The sequence below is a fragment of the Mesorhizobium sp. CA4 genome, assembly GCF_020165075.1.
GTDB lineage: Bacteria > Pseudomonadota > Alphaproteobacteria > Rhizobiales > Rhizobiaceae > Mesorhizobium.
The window spans coordinates 57133-72264 of the sequence record NZ_JAIUHK010000033.1 but is presented as its reverse complement, the minus strand read 5'-3'; the positions used below and the strand labels follow the sequence as shown (position 1 = coordinate 72264).

Sequence of the window (15132 nt, the reverse complement as noted above, 5' to 3'; positions counted from 1 at the left end):
TCGAAGCGATACCACTTCACCAGACCGGACAGTCGGTCGAGCGGTGAGGATCCACCTGCAAGCTTCTGGCCCAGAAATGCTTCCGCCAGGCTCAACTGCCCCGTCTGCTTCACCGCCATTGCGATTCCCTCCGAGCTTCCTTCTCAGAGAATCACAACCAGCCAATTACGCAACAGGCCCAGAGAGAGGCGCGGTCAAAAAAATGCCCGGTCCTGGAGGGGAACCGGGCAATGTGCAGGCTGGCCGGCGGGGAACCGGCAGGGAGTGTGGGAGCCTGCATGAAACTTGGTCGCGTCGAGCCGTGAAAAGGTTCAACGAGACCGTTCACGCTACCTGACGAGCAAGATCCTCGATCGTGTCGGCGCGCTCGCTGGCAATGGCGCGCAGCTTCACCGTCGGATCGCGACCGAAGGGCACGGCGACGGCGACATGAAGGTCGGAGCGCGTCAGGCCGATATCGGCAAGCTCGGCGTCCGACATCTCGCCCAGGCGATAGAAGGCGCGGCGGTTTTTCCACGCGACATAGGCGTTGGCGAGAGCATTGAGAACACGCGTCGCAACGGCCGGACGCGTGGTGATGCGCGGGGTCTCGGAAGCGAATTCAATCGTGGTCATGTCAGTCTCTCCTTCCAGGAGTCGAGCGGACGAAATCAGGCAATCGGCGCCTTGGGAGAAGCGCCGTTCCGGTTTCCATTCACATGCTGTCATGTGGACAATGCCAATTTGCCATCGCGCGATTGATTAATCCAACGAATGTTTTTAATCTCTAACATCAACATCAATGATAGGTTGGACCGATGAAAGCGCCGCTCGACCTCGATCAGTTGCAGACCTTCATCTCGATCGCCGACACAGGGAGCTTCACCCGCGCGGCCGAAGAGGTGCACCGGACACAGTCAGCCGTGTCGATGCAGATGCGGCGGCTGGAGGAGCGCATCGGCAAGCCGCTGTTCGAAAAAGACGGCCGCACCAACAAGCTGACCGAGGAGGGCGACCGGCTGCTTTCCTATGCGCGGCGGCTGATCTACCTCAACCGCGAGACGCTTGCCGCCTTCGACGACCAGCGGTTGGAAGGCACGATCCGCATCGGCACGCCGGATGATTATGCCGACCGCTTCCTGCCCGAGATCATGGCGCGCTTCTCGCGCTCCAACCCGCGCGTCGAGCTGACGGTCGTCTGCGAGCCGACGCCGGGGCTGGTCGAGCACATCAAGCGCGGCAATCTCGACCTGGCGCTGGTGACGCATAACGACACGCGCGGCCAGTCGGAAGTGGTGCGGCGCGAGCCGCTTTTATGGGTCACCTCAGCCAACCACGCTACGCATGAACAGGAGATCCTGCCAATGGCGTTCGGGCGGCCGAACTGCATCTGGCGGCGCGCCGCGGTCGACGTGCTCGACCGCCAGAGCCGCGAGTATCGTGTGCTGTTTTCCAGCTTCTCGGCCACCGTCATCACCGCGGCCGTCCTTTCCGGCCTGGCGGTCTCGGTGCTGCCGGAATGCGCGCTTCGGCCCGGCATGCGCGTGCTCGGCGAGGCCGACGGCTTCGGCCAGTTGCCGGATTGCCGCATCGGCATCATGCGCGGCCAGACCTCGCAGCCGGAGATCGTCGACGCTTTGGCCCGTCACATCGCCGAAAGCCTCGACAACATTTCCGTGCCGGTCGGCGAAGAGGCGGGAAGCTTCGACTTCGCCGCGCTCGCCTTTGCCAAGATGAAACGGGTCAAGGCAAACCAGATCATGCCTGGATGGTAAAGTCAGGCCCGAGCGGCGGAGCGCTCCTGATCGGCTGACGAGACACCCGGCAGCGCAAGCAACTGGCCGGGCTCCAGCGGCGGCGACAGCAAAGCGGCGAGCGTCAGCACGGTCAGCGTGACCTGACGCGTCAACGAGCTGCTGTATAATATTAGTGATGTTGGTCGCAGCTTGACGCCGGCCGATAAGCGTCCCCCAATCGCCAAATGAGTGAAACAGCAACCGAATCACGCAGCAACGCCACCGAATACACGGTGAGCGAGATTTCCGGCGCGCTGAAGCGCACTGTCGAGGATGCTTTCGGCAATGTGCGGGTGCGTGGCGAGATTTCCGGCTATCGCGGGCCGCATTCCTCCGGCCACGCTTACTTCGCCTTGAAGGACGACCGCGCGCGGATCGATGCGGTTGTCTGGAAGACGGCCATGGCGCGGCTGAAATTCCGCCCCGAGGAAGGTATGGAGGTGATCGCCAGCGGCAGACTGACGACCTATCCCGGCAAATCCAACTATCAGATCGTCATCGACAATCTGGAGCCGGCAGGCGCCGGCGCGCTGATGGCGCTGCTCGAAGAGCGCAAGCGCCGGCTGCAGGCCGAAGGCTTGTTCGATGCAGGCCGCAAGCGGCGGCTGCCATTCATGCCCAAAGTCATCGGCGTCGTCACCTCGCCGACCGGCTCGGTGATCCGCGACATCATCCATCGCATCAAGGACCGGTTTCCACTTCATGTGCTGGTGTGGCCGGTGAGGGTCCAGGGCGACACGACGGCCAGGGAGGTGACTGCGGCCGTCAACGGTTTCAACGCGTTGACATGGGACGGACCGATTCGCCAACCCGATCTGTTGATCGTGGCGCGCGGCGGCGGCAGCCTCGAGGACCTCTGGGGCTTCAACGACGAAGGGCTGGCGCGTGCCGTTGCGGCGTCCGCCATCCCGGTGATCTCGGCCGTCGGACACGAGACCGATACGACTCTGATCGACTTTGTTGCCGATATGCGCGCGCCCACCCCGACGGGCGCAGCCGAGATCGCCGTACCGGTCAGGGCGGACTTGGAGGCAACCTTGGCCAGCCTCGGCGCGCGGCTCAACGCCTGCGCCTCGCGGCACCTGGAGCGCAAGCGCCAGGCGGTGCGCGCGGCGGCGCGCGCGCTCCCCTCGCCCGACCAGTTGCTGGCGCTGCCGCGCCGCCGTTTCGACGATGCGACCAGCCGCCTCGGCCGCGGGCTGACGGTGAATATCGAGCGCAAGCGGGCGACGCTGGAGCGGCAAAGGCTGACGCCGGCGACCCTGTCGCGGCGCCTCAATGAGGCGCGCACGCTGACCGGCCGCGACATCGCGCGTGCCCGCGCGGCGTTCTTCTCCATCGTGCGCGAGCGGCGCGCGCGCTTCCAGCGCAATTCGATGCGCCTGTCGCCGGGGCCGATCGTCCGGCGGCAGAAGCTGCAGGCCGATACGCTGACCGGGCTGGGCCGCAGACAGGACCAGGCATTGGCGCGGCGTCTCGATCGGCTGCGCGCGGCGCTGACCCAGGCCGACCGTCTCTTGTCGACGCTGTCGCACAAGGCCGTGCTGGCGCGCGGCTTCGCGCTGGTCAAGGATGCCGAAGGCGCCGTCGTCAAAGGGGTCGCGGAGCTGGCACCGGGCGCGGCGCTGCAGCTGGAATTCGCCGACGGCACTGCCGAGGCCATCGCGACCTCCGGCGGCGCGCGGCCGAAGCTGGCCGCGAAATCGCCCGCCAAGGCCAAGGAGCCGGGCAACCAGGGCTCGTTGTTCTAAGGATCGCATGAGCAACCACGACCCGCATCTTCGCACGCCTTCGGGCAAGCCGCGCCTGCGCGCCTTCGGCGTCGCGCTCGACGGCACGCCGGGCCCTTTCAATGCAATCACCGATGTGCCGGGCGTGTCGGTGGGCTACACGACGCTGATTTCCGGCGACGGCCCGCTGCAGGTCGGCAACGGCCCGGTGCGCACCGGTGTGACCGCCATCCTGCCAAGGCCGGTTCAAGAGCTCGCGACCCCGGTCTTTGCAGGTGTGTTCAGCCAGAACGGCAATGGCGAGCTGACGGGCACGCACATTATCGAGGAGACCGGCGCCTTCAACTTCCCGGTGACCATCACCAACACGCATTCCTGCGGCGTCACCCGCGACGCCACGCTGCGCTGGATGCACAAAGTGTTGCCGGCAGCGCTCGACACAGGCTGGGGCCTGCCGGTGGCGGCCGAGACCTATGACGGCTTCCTCAACGACATCAACGGCCATCATGTGAGCGTCGACCATGTAACTGCGGCACTCGACAGCGCCAGCGGCGGCGCCATCGAGGAAGGCAGCGTCGGCGGCGGCACCGGCATGATAAGCTTCGGCTTCAAGGCCGGGTCCGGCACCGCCTCGCGCATAGTCGAATGGCAGGGCAAACGCCACGTGCTCGGCGTGTTCGTGCAGGCGAATTTCGGCAAAAGGCACAATTTCACCATTCGCGGCCGGCGTGTCGGCCCGGAATTGGCCCAGCCGGCTATCCGCGAGGACACGCCGCGCGCCGAAAAGGGTTCAATCATCGCCGTCGTCGCCACCGACGCGCCGTTCCTGCCGCATCAGATGAAGCGGCTCGCCCGGCGCGTGCCGCTCGGCATCGCCATGACCGGCGGCTATGGCTACCACAGTTCTGGCGATATTTTTCTCGCCTTCTCGACCGCCAATGCCGAGGCCGCGCTGGCGCCTTCAGGCCGCATCGCCCACGCGGATTTCATCCCGGAGGTCGACATTGACCCATTCTTCGACGCGGTCGTGCAAGCGGTGGAGGAAGCGATCCTCAACGCGCTCACCGCCAATGAAGACATGACGGGACGCGACGGCAATTTCGTGCCGACGCTGCCCAAAGAATGGCTGAAGGAAAAATTCGGATAGAGCGCCGCCGGCCCATGCCAGCGGGTATTTATTCCGCCGGCTTGTCGGGCCTTGCTTCGCTGCTGCCCTCTTCAACGGCTTCCTCGAGGCGCGACGCGATCAGTTCCTGGATATCGCCGACCTCTTCCTGGATATCCTCCAGCAGAATGCCTGCCTCGGCGGCCTTGGCGCAGCATTCCTTGGCAAGGGTCTCGGCCTGCTTGTCGATCTTGATCGGCAAATGCTGGCATTGGACTTTCTCGCCAATCCATCCGCGCAAAAACTCGATCGCATGTTCACTCATACTGCTTCTTCCCTAGCGGCCAAGCCGGTTGGTAGCCATGAACCTCGCCACCCTGCAGAGGATGCATGCCCATTCGAGCCGAGTCGGCCTCGATCCGCAAGACATGTTGCCAATGGAATGCGAAGCCGAAGGAATGGAAGGGTTCGAGGTGCACGTTCAGATCATTGAGAATTATGGGATCGTTGGTCGGGATCGAAAAACGGTAACCGTAGTTGTTTTGCCTGCTTTTTCTAACTTTGACGGCGCATTCGTATCAAAAATCACATCGCAGCTTCCCGGCCAATGCTGCCCCAGCCTCAGCCGGAGCAGGCGCTATATAGCGGCATCCTCATGCAATGTCGACTCGGGGTCCGCCATCCGGGCGGCTACCTCCCCAGAAGATTGCGCTCGACGGTCCTCAGATGCGTCAGCATGGCATCGCTGGCGCCTTCGGAGTCGCGCGCCAGCAGGGCATCCAGGACGAGTTGGTGCTCGCTGCAATAGGTGGCATCAGGCGTCGATCCGCAAGCGGGCTTAGAAAATTGGCGGCAATCCTATCGCCAGGGTTCCCCGACCATTTGAGCGTCGGCTCGGCGTAAGACGCCAGTTGTCACGATGGCCATGTCGAGCTGCGAAGGTCTCTGTCGCGCGCTGGGATGGTTGGGAAGGCGTGTCTTCGGCCGGTGTCGAGAACTGCGATATCGGGACACCGGAGCAGTCCGATCATACCCGATAATATTCCCGATACCATTCCACGAAACGCCGGACCCCGATCTCGATCGGGATCCTCGGCCTGAAGCCGGTCGCTTGCTCAAGTGAGCTGACATCGGCACAGGTCGCAGGCACGTCGCCGGGCTGGAGCGGCATGTAGTTGCGCTTCGCCTTTTTGCCCAGCGCGTCTTCGAGCAGTTCGATCAAGTGGTTCAGCTCAACCGGCGAACCGCCGCCGATGTTATGGATCCTGAACGGCGCGCTGCTGGTCGCGGGGTCAGGCGCGACACTGCTCCATTCCTTGTTTGCCGTTGCGGGCAGTCGCATGATGCGGACCAGGCCCTCGATGATGTCATCGATATAGGTGAAATCACGTTGCATGTTGCCGTGGTTGAAAACGTCGATCGGCTCGCCTGCAAGTATGGCCCTAGTGAAGATGAACAAGGCCATATCCGGCCGACCCCATGGCCCGTAAACGGTGAAGAAGCGCAACCCCGTCGTCGGCAGCCCGAACAGATGGCTGTAGGTATGCGCCATCAACTCGTTGGCCTTCTTGCTGGCGGCATAGAGGCTGAGCGGGTGATCGGCGGAATCGTGAACGGAGAACGGCATTCGCGTGCTGCCGCCATAGATCGAGCTCGATGACGCATAGACCAGGTGATCGACGCGGGCGCGGCGACATCCTTCCAGCACATTGAGAAATCCGCTTAGATTGCTGTCTCCGTAGGGATAGGGATTGGTCAGCGAATGACGAACGCCGGCCTGGGCCGCCAGGTTCACCACGATTTCCGGATCGGCCGAGCTGAAGAGCGCTGAAACGCGGTCCCGGTCGGCCAGATTGACATGCTCGAACCGGAAATGCGGAAATTCTTCCAGCTGATCGAGTCGGGCTCGCTTTAGATTAACGTCGTAGTATTCATTCATGGAATCGAGGCCGACAATTTGCCAGCCGTCGGAAAGCAGTCTCCGGCATAGATGAAAGCCGATGAACCCGGCTGCTCCGGTGACAAGAACAGGCCTGTTTGACGTCACGGCACGTCCCTAATGTTAGCTGTGACCAGATTCACACCCGCCTCCACACTCGCCTCCCTTTATCCCGGGAAGCATCATCAGAATGATCGATGAAACATCTGCCCGGCGGAGCCATAACCGAACCTCACCTCTAGCTCAGGCACGCCATGCTCCCGGCATATGTGAAGGCACAAGCAGCGGACCAGGATCTTGATGAGGCTCCTCTTCCGCAAAGCCCGCCCGGATGGGTAGAGGTGCGTAGCTATGCTCTGGACCAGGGCGGACCTGCCCTGCGGTCGTATCGGCCTTTGCCAGCCGATTTCGCGGATATCGGGATCGGTCCCCTTCTGGAAACGGTTGTAGAGCGACATCCGCATAGGATCGCCATCAATGACGGCACGGACGAACTCTCCTATTCGGCGCTTGGCGTCGCCGTCGATATCCTATCGCGCCGCATTGCGGATGCCGTTCCGGAAGGCAGGCCGGTCGGAATCTGCCAGCCATGCTCCGTCTGGAGCGTAGTCGCCATGCTCGCCACGATGGCAGCCGGACGGATCTCGATTCCGCTTAACGCGAGAGATCCCGGTCCCCGGATCAGCGAGATTGTGTCCGCGGCCAAGCTCTCGGCCATGCTGGGCAGCGGCGACAGGCCCAGCGATCTGCCTCCGGAAATTCAATGGATCGACGTCGGCGTAAGTTCGGCCTCGCAGCAAGAGCTGTTGGCGAAGCCCCTGCCGCAGCCTTCGGTCGATAAGCCGGCCATAATTCTCTATACCTCGGGCAGCACAGGGCGCCCCAAGGGCATTGTCAACAGTCAGCGCAGCTTGCTGTGGCGCGTGCAACAATATGTCGAGGCGTGTCACATCAATTCGGACGATATTTTTCTCCCCTTGTCGGGCCTGGCCACGATAGCCGGCTGCCGCGAGATCCTGGCGGCCGTCCTCACCGGGGCCACCTTGCAACTCGTTGAACTGGAGGCAGTGGGGCTGCGCGGCGTCCGCGCGCGAATGCAGGACCAAGGCACGACCATCACCTATCTTGTGCCCGCCTTGCTTCGAACGCTGATGGCGGATGCCTGCGCCGATACGTTCAGATCGCTCCGGGTCGTCCGCGTCGGCGGCGAGAAAGTGCTGTGGACCGACATTGCCCTTCTGCGCAAAGCCGTCCCGCCGCATTGCCTGATCCAGATAGGCTATTCGTCCACGGAAACGACAGGATCGCAGTGGTTCGTGCCGTCGGAACCACCGAACACCGAGCCCGACGTGCCGGTTGGGCGCCTTTTGCCGGGTATTGCGTTCTCTATCGTCGATGAGGAAGGACACAGCGTTCCCCCCGGCGAAACGGGAGAGCTCGTGATCAAGAGCCCCTATGTCCTGCTTGGACATTGGGAAAATAGCGCCGTCATCCCTGTCGACGCCGACCCCGACAACCCGCATGCGCGGATTTTTCCGACCGGCGATCTCGTGCGCCTGGACAGCGATGGTCTGTTGAGGATCATCGGCCGGAAGGGGCGCCAGATAAAGATCAACGGTCGACGCATCGAGCCGGCTGAGCTCGAAAGAGTGCTGCGATCCGCCCCCTCGGTTCAGGACGCCGTAGCGATCGTTACGGAGGCAACTGAACTTGTCGCATTCGCCATTCCGGGCGAGGCCGCGGGTCCGGACTTCGTGGAGGACCTGCGCCGGCTGATTGCCGACACGCTGCCCCCGGCGTTGCGGCCCCTGCGGCTCCACCGCGTAAGCGAGATCCCCTACCTCGATAGCGGAAAGATCGACCTCGTCAAACTCAGTAAAATGGATCTTCTCGCCAGGAGGCCGGTTGCCGTCGCCGACCCGCCAGTTTCGGATGCCGATTCGGCGGTGGGCAAGGTGGTGCAGAAGGCATGGAGCAAGGTTCTCAACACCAGAGCAGCCACCGGCAGGTGGGACGAGGCCGGAGGAGACTCGCTGAAGCTGCTGCACTGCGTGATGGAGATCGAGAACCTCATCGGCCAGGAACTCGGGCTTGAGAGTTTCACCGTCGAAATGAGCGCGGCCGAGATGGTGAAGGCTGTCGTCGCGGCGCAGGCAGCGGCATCCGGCAAAGCCGCTCCGGAGCACAATCCGCCACTGCTTTTCCTGTTTCCCGGATCCGTCGGCTACGGTCCAAGCCTTGCCGCCTTCTCCTCCGCCATGGGAAGAACCGCGAAAGTGGTTCCAATCAGGTATCCCAGCCTCGCGCTCATCCTGCGCGGACAGAGCGATCTCGCGAGCATGGCAGACGCCGCGGTCCAGCAAATCAACCGCGCTCAGCCGTCCGGGCATGTCAGGCTTCTGGGCCACTCTCTCGGCGGCGCGGTTGCGCTGGAGGTCGCGGTGCGCCTGCTCGAGGCCGGGCGGTCGGTCAAGTTCATCGGCATCCTCGACACAAGCCTGGAGGGCGAGCGCAGCCGCCTGTGGGACACGGTCACCCGCACAATGCGCCGGCTCCGGTCCAACCGCATATCGTTCCAGCGCGTCGCCTGCCGCGCGCTGGCAAAGATCGCGGTCAGAATGGGTTGCGAAGTCCGTCTCGCGCGCGCCATCGACCGTTACACCGAAGGCCAGTTCAACGGGGCGTGCTTCCGGGTCAAGCTGGAATTGCAGGAAGTGTTGAGGGCGCAGGCGTTTTTCCGCTGGTTGGCGGAGCCCAAGGTCGCGCTCCCGATCCAAGGGACCCTGTTTCGCTGCGCTCGCCCGGGCATGTCCCGCGCCATCGGGTGGGATCAGGTGTTTCGCGACCTGCAGGTGATCCCGATCGTGGGCACCCATATCGATCTCGTCGTGGAGCCCCACGTCGCGACCAACCGTCCGCTGATCGAAAAGGCGGTCCTGCAAACGTATACGCGGGCCGAATCCTTGCAATTGGAGGGCCAAACAGCGTGATCTCGCGATTCACCAGGGAAGTGCTGGCATTGGACGCAGCCGCGGAGGCGGACCGCATCGTGTCATCGACGCGCGAGCAGGTCCTGGTCACGCTTCGGCGGCGCGGCGTGGTGGTCGGACTGTCTGGCGGCATCGACAGTTCCGTCGTCGCATCCTTGTGCGTGCGCGCCTTCGGCAAAGATAAGGTGCTAGGGCTCTTCATGCCGGAGCGGGACTCCTCGGGAGACTCGCTAAGGCTCGGACGTGTCGTTGCGGCCCAGCTCGGCATCGATACTCTGGTCGAAGACATCGCCCCGGCGCTCGATGCCATCGGCGCCTATCGCCGGCAGATCGAGGCCATCCGCGCCGTCGTTCCAGAATATGACGAAGGATGGAAATGCAAGCTGGTGCTGACCTCGGTTCTGGAGAGCCAAGGTCTCAACATCACCCGTCTTACGGTTCAGGATCCGGAGGGCAAGGTCAACACGGTTCGGCTGCCCCTGACGGCCTATCTGCAGATCGTCGCCGCGACCAATTACAAGCAGCGCATCCGCAAGATGACCGAATATTATCATGCGGATCGCCTCGGCTACGCTGTTGCCGGAACGCCGAACCGGCTCGAATATGACCAGGGCTTCTTCGTCAAGCAAGGCGACGGCATCGCCGACGTCATGCCAATCGTGCACCTGTACAAAACACAGGTCTATCAGTTGGCTGAATATCTCGGGGTGGACGAAGAAATCCGCCGCAGGCCGCCGACCACCGACACATTCTCCATGGCGCAAAGCCAGGAGGAATTCTACTTCGCGCTGCCTTACCACCTGACGGATCTATGCCTCTATGGCGTCAACCATGGGTTATGCGCCGACGAGGTCGCAGCTGCGGCGGGCCTCACCGGCGGCCAGGTCGAGAAGGTCTTCAAGGACATCGAAGCGAAGCGTCGGGCAGCACGCTATCTGCATGCGCGACCCTTGCCCTCCGTGCCGATGGATGTGGACTGACGACGATGTGCGGAATCGCCGGGATACTGGCGCTGAACGCCAACGCCGAACCGCCTTCGCGCGAGGCGTTATTGCGCATGGCTGGCGCGCTTGCGCATCGCGGCCCCGACGAACGGGGGCTTTACCGCGACAGACGCGCCGGTCTGGCGCATGCCCGCTTGTCGGTCGTCGATCTTCAACACGGGCAGCAGCCGCTCGCCGACTCTGATAGTCCGGCGTGGATCGTCTTCAACGGCGAGATCTTCAACTACCTCGAGCTGCGCGACAGGCTGTTCGCCCTCGGCCATCGGTTCCGCACCCGCAGCGATACCGAAGTCGTCCTGCACGCCTATCGGGAGTGGGGTCAGGCAGCCTTCGAGCGTATGAACGGCCAATGGGCGCTGGCGATCTGGGATCCGGCTATAGGCCGGCTGGTGCTGTCGCGCGATCGCTACGGCATTTGCCCGCTGCATTTTTGCGAGCATGGCGGCCGCCTGTTCTTTGCGAGCGAAGTCAAAGCGATTTTCGCGGCCGAGGCCGCTATCCCGCGCGCGTTCGATCCGGCTGGCATCGATCAGACCTTCACCCTGTGGACGGCTGTTGCTCCGCAGAACGTGTTCCAGGGCATCCGGGAACTCCCGCCCGGACACGTGCGCCTTTACGAGAAAGGCGCGGCGCGAGAATACCCGTTCTGGCAGCCGCGCTTTCCGGAAATCCAGGATCAGGACCATGGCCGGTTTAGCGGCTCCCTGGACGAGGCTGTGGAGGAAGTGCGGCTGATGCTGGAAGGCGCCACGGCCTTGCGAATCGTGCAGGCCGATGTGCCGGTCGGCTGCTATCTGTCAGGCGGGCTCGACAGCTCCCTTGTCGCCACGCTCGGAAGGCGCTTCGCCGGCGAGCGTTTCCAGACCTTCTCGCTGCGTTTTGCCGACGCCGAATATGACGAGACCGAATTCCAACGGCTCGTCGCAGACGCGACTGGCAGCGAGCACCACGAGATAGTCGTTTCTCGCGGCGATATAGCCGCAGCCTTTCCCGAGGTGATCCGCCACACCGAGCGGCCAATCCTCAGGACCGCCCCGGCACCGCTCTTCCTGCTGTCGAGGCTCGTGCGGGAACGCGGCATCAAAGTGGTGCTGACCGGCGAAGGCGCTGACGAGATGTTTGCCGGTTATGACCTGTTCCGCGAGGGCAAGGTACGCCGCTTCTGGGGACGTCAGCCGGCGTCGACAAGGCGCGCCCGCTTGCTTGAGCGGCTCTATCCTTACCTCTCGCGCTCACCGGTTCATCAGCAGGCACTGGCCCGGCAGTTCTTCGGCCGCAATATTGAGGCCCACGCCGCGGCCGGATTTGCACATGACACGCGCTGGCGCACGACCAGCGCGATCAAGCGCTTGTTCTGCCCCGATATGCGGGCTGCCTCCGAAGACCGCGACGCGGTGAGCGAACTGATCTCGACGCTGCCGGCCGAATTTCCACGCTGGAGCCCCCTCGCCCAGGACCAGTATCTGGAGATCCGGACTCTGATGTCGAGCTATCTGCTCTCTTCGCAAGGCGACAGGATGCTGATGGCTCACTCGATCGAGGGCCGCTTTCCCTTCCTCGACGACAACGTCGTTACCTTGGCGAATGCGCTTCCGGATGCCTACAAGCTGCGCGGCCTCGACGAGAAGCACGTGCTGAAGCGCGTCGCGGCGCCGATCCTGCCGCCGCAGGTCGTCGCCCGGAAGAAGCAGCCCTATCGGGCGCCGAATGCGATGAGTTTCTTTGCCGACGGCGCGCCGGCTTACATTGGTGATGCCTTGTCGGAGACGGCAGTGCGGGCGGCCGGCGTCTTCGATCCCCAAGCGGTAACCCGGCTGGTCGGGAAGTGCCGAGCTCGAACCGGCGAGGGAGACATGTCGAATTCCGACAACATGGCCCTGGTCGGGGTGCTCTCGACGCAGCTTCTCCATCAGCAGTTTGTCGCGACCCGCCCTGCCGGTGTGACAGAGCCGGATCTCAGCATCGATGTCGATTATGAGCATCGCGAAAGGGAGTTGGCATGATCCACGGCGCCGTACCGCTCCTGCATGATTATCTGATCCACTCAGCCGGCCGGCTCGGCGACAAGGTGGCGTTGGTCTGCAGCGGGCGACGCGTCACCTACGCCGAAATCGACGAGCGTTCCAACGGGGTCGCACACTGTCTGGCAACAGCCGGCGTGCAACGCGGCGATCGGGTGATGATCTTCGCCGACAACACGGTCGAGACGGTTGTCAGCTTCTGGGCGGTGCTGAAGGCAAACGCAGTCGTGTGCATCGTCAACCCGCTCACAAAAAGCGAGAAGCTCGAATACCTGCTGAATGATTGCCGGCCGGCGGCACTGATCACCGACCGGCATCTGCGCTCCGTGTTCGGCGAGCCGGCGCGAAATTGTCATTCGCTACGCCAGGTGATCGTGTCAGGGCCGATGGAGGACGACGAGCTCAGCCGGCTGCCGCACGCGATACGCTGGGAAACGGCCGCCGTGAGAAATCCTGCTGCGCCTGCGCGCAAATCGATCGACATCGATCTCGCCGCCATCATCTACACGTCCGGATCCACGGGCGAGCCCAAAGGCGTGATGCTGACACACCGCAACATGATGGCGGCGTGCACCTCAATTGCGTCCTATCTAGAGCTTCGGGAAGACGAGGTTATCCTCAACGTCCTGCCCCTCGCCTTCGACTACGGTCTCTATCAGATGCTGATGGCGTTCCGCACCGGCGCCCGGCTGGTTCTCGAACGCTCGTTCGCGTTTCCGGCGCAAATCCTTCAAATCATCAAGGATGAGAGGATCACAGGCTTTCCCGGCGTGCCCACCATCTTCGCCTCACTGGCGGAGCTCAAGTCGCTGAAGGATCACGACTTCTCGAGCATCCGCTATGTCACCAACACCGCCGCCGCCTTGCCGCTCAAGCACATCACCATGCTCAGGGATCTGTTTAAGGGCGCCCAAATCTATTCGATGTATGGCCTCACCGAGTGCAAGCGCTGCACCTATCTGCCGCCGGAAGATCTCGAACGAAAACCGCTGAGCGTGGGGATCGCGATCCCGAACACCGAGATGTGGATCGTCGACGACAATGACCAACGCGTCAAGCCCGGGACCGTCGGCCAGCTCGTCATCCGTGGCGCGACGGTGATGAAGGGCTACTGGGGCAAACCGGAAGCGACCGCCAGGAAGCTCAAGCCCGGCCCCTTGCCGGGCGAGCAGGTGCTTTACACCGGCGACTACTGCCGAATGGACGCGGAGGGCTATCTCTACTTCATCGGCCGCGGCGACGAGATCATAAAGTCCCGGGGCGAGAAGGTTGCGCCGAAGGAAGTCGAAAACGTGCTGGTGAATATCCCCGGCGTCAAGGAGGCCGCGGTGGTCGGCGTGCCTGACGAGCTTCTCGGCCAGGCCGTGAAGGCCTTCGTCGTGATCGAGCAAGGCCGCATCGTCGGCGAGCGGCAGCTTCAGATGGAATGCCAGAAGCGGCTTGAAAACTTCATGGTCCCGAAGTCCATCGTCATCGTGCCCAGCCTGCCGAGGACCGATACAGGAAAACTCAAGAAGGTGGCTCTTTCGTAGCGCCTGTTGGACCGCGCGCACAGTATTTAGCTTTTTATCGGAGGGTGGGTTATGGATACGATCTTGGCAACGAACCCGGCGGGCGACATTTACATCAAGCAAATTCGCGATTTCCTGGCTTCGAACTTCTACATCGCCGACGTGAAATCGCTCAGCGCCACGGAATCGCTGCTCGATCAGGGCATCGTCGATTCCACCGGCGTGCTCGAGGTCATCGGCTTCATCGAAGAGACCTTTGGCGTCATTGTCGAAGACAGCGAGCTCCTCCCGGAGAACCTCGATTCCATCCAGGGAATAGCGCAGTTCATCGCCCGCAAGAGGGGATGAGCTGCGAGGCGCTCAGGGCTGCGGCCTGGCGTATCCGAGCACGACACGCGCCTCGCCGGCGCGGTTGGTGACGGCGCGGACGCCCTCGTAGCTCCTGCTGCGCTCCAGCAGGCTCGCCACCTGGCGATCCTGGCCCAGGCCGACCTCGAACAGCAATGCACCGCCGGGCCGCAGATACCCCAAGGCGTCCTTCACCACGCGCATGTGGATAGCGATGCCGTAGGGCCCGGCCGCGAAAGCCTCACGCGGCTCGAGCGCGACCAGATGGGAGCGGTCACCCTCAAGCCGCTTCTCCGAGATGTAGGGCGGATTGCACACGACAACATCGATCGAGCCCTTAGGCACCAGAGTGGAGAGACTTTCGAACAAATCGCCCTGGTGGACCGACACCCGCTCGGCTAGGCCATGGTGGACGACATTTCGGCGCGCCACCTCGACACATCCATCGGTAAGATCACTTGCCCAGACCCGCGCCGCCGGAACCTGATGGGCGATGGCGCAAGCGAGATTGCCGGCGCCGCAGCACATGTCGACCACGCGCGGCGCCGGCAGGTTCATTTGATGCAACACGTCGACCGCGGACGAGCCCAACAGCTCCGTCTCCGGCCTCGGCACAAGTGCGCCGGACGCGACAAGCATCTCCATGCCCATGAAGACCGCGCTGCCTCTGCTATAGGCGTCCGCGACATCGATGTCCTGGCTCAAGACC

13 protein-coding genes and 1 pseudogene are annotated in these 15132 nt (G+C 63.1%); 8 read left to right on the top strand and 6 right to left on the bottom strand.

What is annotated here, in order from left to right; all coding sequences use genetic code 11:
- Nucleotides 1-324: 324 nt before the first annotated feature.
- Nucleotides 325-615 (bottom strand): DUF1127 domain-containing protein, encoded by a 291-nt coding sequence (locus tag LB528_RS23725; RefSeq protein ID WP_224515713.1) that lies wholly within the window; start codon nt 613-615, stop codon nt 325-327.
- Nucleotides 616-797: 182 nt separating this feature from the next.
- On the opposite strand from LB528_RS23725, the gene LB528_RS23720 reads away from it, so the two are divergent.
- Nucleotides 798-1754 (top strand): LysR substrate-binding domain-containing protein, encoded by a 957-nt coding sequence (locus LB528_RS23720; protein ID WP_224515716.1) that lies wholly within the window; start codon nt 798-800, stop codon nt 1752-1754.
- Nucleotides 1755-1756: 2 nt separating this feature from the next.
- Here LB528_RS23720 and LB528_RS30295 read toward each other — a convergent pair whose 3' ends face one another.
- The gene (locus tag LB528_RS30295) at nt 1757-1888 is read right to left on the bottom strand and encodes a hypothetical protein (RefSeq protein ID WP_263484127.1); all 132 of its coding nucleotides are present in this window, start codon (nt 1886-1888) and stop codon (nt 1757-1759) included.
- 72 nt (nt 1889-1960) lie between these two features.
- On the opposite strand from LB528_RS30295, the gene xseA reads away from it, so the two are divergent.
- Nucleotides 1961-3526, top strand: a complete 1566-nt coding sequence (gene xseA / locus LB528_RS23715) for an exodeoxyribonuclease VII large subunit (protein ID WP_224716513.1) — start codon at nt 1961-1963, stop codon at nt 3524-3526.
- A gap of 7 nt (nt 3527-3533) precedes the next feature.
- Nucleotides 3534-4652, top strand: a complete 1119-nt coding sequence (locus LB528_RS23710; RefSeq protein WP_224716512.1) for a P1 family peptidase — start codon at nt 3534-3536, stop codon at nt 4650-4652.
- A 28-nt stretch (nt 4653-4680) separates the two neighbouring features.
- Here LB528_RS23710 and LB528_RS23705 read toward each other — a convergent pair whose 3' ends face one another.
- The 3 genes and pseudogenes from LB528_RS23705 to LB528_RS23695 form a co-directional block, all read right to left on the bottom strand.
- Complete coding sequence (locus tag LB528_RS23705; RefSeq protein ID WP_224515723.1) at nt 4681-4935, bottom strand: hypothetical protein; 255 nt, start codon at nt 4933-4935, stop codon at nt 4681-4683.
- A gap of 365 nt (nt 4936-5300) precedes the next feature.
- Nucleotides 5301-5411, bottom strand: a pseudogene (locus LB528_RS23700) (FCD domain-containing protein); the annotation flags it as partial.
- A gap of 226 nt (nt 5412-5637) precedes the next feature.
- Nucleotides 5638-6657 carry an NAD-dependent epimerase gene (locus LB528_RS23695; RefSeq protein WP_224716511.1) on the bottom strand — a complete coding sequence of 340 codons (1020 nt, stop codon included), beginning with the start codon at nt 6655-6657 and terminating at the stop codon, nt 5638-5640.
- 233 nt (nt 6658-6890) lie between these two features.
- Between LB528_RS23695 and LB528_RS23690 the strand changes: the two genes are divergently transcribed.
- From LB528_RS23690 to LB528_RS23670, 5 genes are read left to right on the top strand one after another with little or no spacing between them, the layout of a single operon-like run.
- The gene (locus LB528_RS23690) at nt 6891-9539 is read left to right on the top strand and encodes an AMP-binding protein (RefSeq protein WP_318012346.1); all 2649 of its coding nucleotides are present in this window, start codon (nt 6891-6893) and stop codon (nt 9537-9539) included.
- Entirely contained in the window at nt 9536-10519 is a 984-nt protein-coding gene (gene nadE, locus LB528_RS23685; RefSeq protein ID WP_224515730.1) for an NAD(+) synthase, read from the top strand. Before LB528_RS23690 ends, nadE begins: the two co-directional genes overlap by 4 nt.
- A gap of 5 nt (nt 10520-10524) precedes the next feature.
- On the top strand, nt 10525-12546 hold the full coding sequence (gene asnB / locus LB528_RS23680) for an asparagine synthase (glutamine-hydrolyzing) (protein ID WP_224716515.1): 2022 nt from the start codon (nt 10525-10527) through the stop codon (nt 12544-12546).
- The gene (locus LB528_RS23675; RefSeq protein ID WP_224716509.1) at nt 12543-14096 is read left to right on the top strand and encodes a class I adenylate-forming enzyme family protein; all 1554 of its coding nucleotides are present in this window, start codon (nt 12543-12545) and stop codon (nt 14094-14096) included. Before asnB ends, LB528_RS23675 begins: the two co-directional genes overlap by 4 nt.
- Nucleotides 14097-14147: 51 nt before the next feature.
- On the top strand, nt 14148-14423 hold the full coding sequence (locus LB528_RS23670; protein WP_224515733.1) for an acyl carrier protein: 276 nt from the start codon (nt 14148-14150) through the stop codon (nt 14421-14423).
- Between the two features lie 12 nt (nt 14424-14435).
- On the opposite strand, the gene LB528_RS23665 is transcribed toward LB528_RS23670, so the two are convergent.
- Entirely contained in the window at nt 14436-15128 is a 693-nt protein-coding gene (locus LB528_RS23665) for a N5-glutamine methyltransferase family protein (protein ID WP_224515734.1), read from the bottom strand.
- Nucleotides 15129-15132 lie beyond the last annotated feature (4 nt).

What these genes read in the sequence shown, in the direction of transcription:
- LB528_RS23720 (WP_224515716.1), top strand. Translation starts at nt 798, where the DNA reads ATGAAAGCGCCGCTCGACCTCGATCAGTTGCAGACCTTCATCTCGATC.
- asnB (WP_224716515.1), top strand. Translation starts at nt 10,525, where the DNA reads ATGTGCGGAATCGCCGGGATACTGGCGCTGAACGCCAACGCCGAACCG.
- LB528_RS23705 (WP_224515723.1), bottom strand. Translation starts at nt 4,935, where the DNA reads ATGAGTGAACATGCGATCGAGTTTTTGCGCGGATGGATTGGCGAGAAA.
- xseA (WP_224716513.1), top strand. Translation starts at nt 1,961, where the DNA reads ATGAGTGAAACAGCAACCGAATCACGCAGCAACGCCACCGAATACACG.
- LB528_RS23675 (WP_224716509.1), top strand. Translation starts at nt 12,543, where the DNA reads ATGATCCACGGCGCCGTACCGCTCCTGCATGATTATCTGATCCACTCA.
- LB528_RS23670 (WP_224515733.1), top strand. Translation starts at nt 14,148, where the DNA reads ATGGATACGATCTTGGCAACGAACCCGGCGGGCGACATTTACATCAAG.
- LB528_RS23725 (WP_224515713.1), bottom strand. Translation starts at nt 615, where the DNA reads ATGACCACGATTGAATTCGCTTCCGAGACCCCGCGCATCACCACGCGT.
- LB528_RS23710 (WP_224716512.1), top strand. Translation starts at nt 3,534, where the DNA reads ATGAGCAACCACGACCCGCATCTTCGCACGCCTTCGGGCAAGCCGCGC.